The organism is Lottiidibacillus patelloidae (genome assembly GCF_002262935.1).
GTDB classification, from domain to species: domain Bacteria; phylum Bacillota; class Bacilli; order Bacillales; family SA5d-4; genus Lottiidibacillus; species Lottiidibacillus patelloidae.
Genome location: NZ_NPIA01000022.1, coordinates 1 through 1,414, shown reverse-complemented (window position 1 = coordinate 1,414; position 1,414 = coordinate 1). Strand labels below are relative to the sequence as shown.

At 33.6% G+C, this 1,414-nt stretch carries 1 protein-coding gene and 1 rRNA gene; one reads left to right on the top strand and one right to left on the bottom strand.

Translation table 11 applies throughout. The features are described from left to right. Nucleotides 1-66, bottom strand: a 16S ribosomal RNA gene (locus CIB95_RS15995); the annotation flags it as partial. Between the two features lie 580 nt (nucleotides 67-646). On the opposite strand from CIB95_RS15995, the gene CIB95_RS15990 reads away from it, so the two are divergent. Then, complete coding sequence (locus CIB95_RS15990; RefSeq protein ID WP_094926775.1) at nucleotides 647-1,282, top strand: biotin transporter BioY; 636 nt, start codon at nucleotides 647-649, stop codon at nucleotides 1,280-1,282. Nucleotides 1,283-1,414 lie beyond the last annotated feature (132 nt).

Genomic DNA, 1,414 nt, shown 5'->3' with positions numbered 1-1,414 from the left:
CTCGACTTGCATGTATTAGGCACGCCGCCAGCGTTCGTCCTGAGCCAGGATCAAACTCTCCATAATAGTTTGTTTGATTGCTCATTTTCCATCTTTTTTAAAGGTTGATGGAACCTTTTATCTAGAGTATAAACTCTAGGAATTACGATTGACTCGCTTGGCGTTTCGTTTAGTTTTCAAAGAACAATTTGTTAGCGTCGCGTTTGTTAGCGACAAGAAATATAATAACATGTTTTCTTAATATAATGCAATACCTTTTTGAAAAGTTTTTTAAAATTACTTTTTAACAAGGAAAAGCTTGTCTTTACGACTTTTTTATTCTAACACCTTCTAACGGTTCCGTAAACTAGAAATAGTTTTTCTTATATATATATCATGATACTACCCTAGAATTGCTAGCATTGAGCTTAAATTTTAACCTACCTTATCTTCTGATATACAATCTCCATATTCACTCCATTTAGCCGTTAATCAACTATATCTAAGGGGCGATTTTTATTACTTTAATAGCAACTTCTTATATAAATTGTTTTTTGTTAACTTTTTTGTAAACCTAAAATAACAAATAAGTTGACATAAATTTTATACTTTTGTAATATTTTTGTTGTACATAAAAAGTTACACATTCATAGGGGGAAAAGATAAGATGAGAAACTTACGAACAATTGATATTACACTTTCTGCAATGTTTGTAGCGTTAATGGCGATTGGTGCTAATATTGCAGCATACGTTTCATTCTTTAATGTACCAATCTCAATGCAACCGTTCTTCGCTATTTTAGCTGGCATTTTACTTGGAAGCCGTTTAGGCGCAATTTCTATGACTGTTTACGCATTAGTGGGATTAGCTGGAGCTCCTATATTCGCAAAATTTGACCATGGAATCGGTGCATTTGTCGGAGCTGGTGGTATATCTGGTGGATTTATTTTATCTTTCATTGCAACTGCCTTTATTGCTGGGTTAATTGTTGAGAAAAGCAAAAACAGAAACCTACTTACTTACTTAGTAGCATCATTTGCTGGTTTAGCTGTTCTTTATGTAATTGGGGTAACTTATTTTTACTTCGGATGGAATGCTTGGATGGCAGGAAAAGTAGAATTAGCTGACGGAAGTGGTTTCTATGGAGGAATTACTTATATAACTGCTTGGAAATTCATGACACTATTTATTATTAAAGATGCTATTTTCACAGTGATCGGTGCATTAATGGCACCACGACTATACAATGCACTGAAAAATACGAGCGCATTTCAAAAATTACACAACAACAAAGCTGCATAAAACATCGTTTATAGATAAAAAGACTCTCAAAAAGGTACTGCACCCCAGAAGTTAGAGTTAAAATTCTAACATCTGGGGTGTTTTTGTATGGCAAAATATAGTGAAAAGTTTAAATTAAGAGTCGTAAGAGAG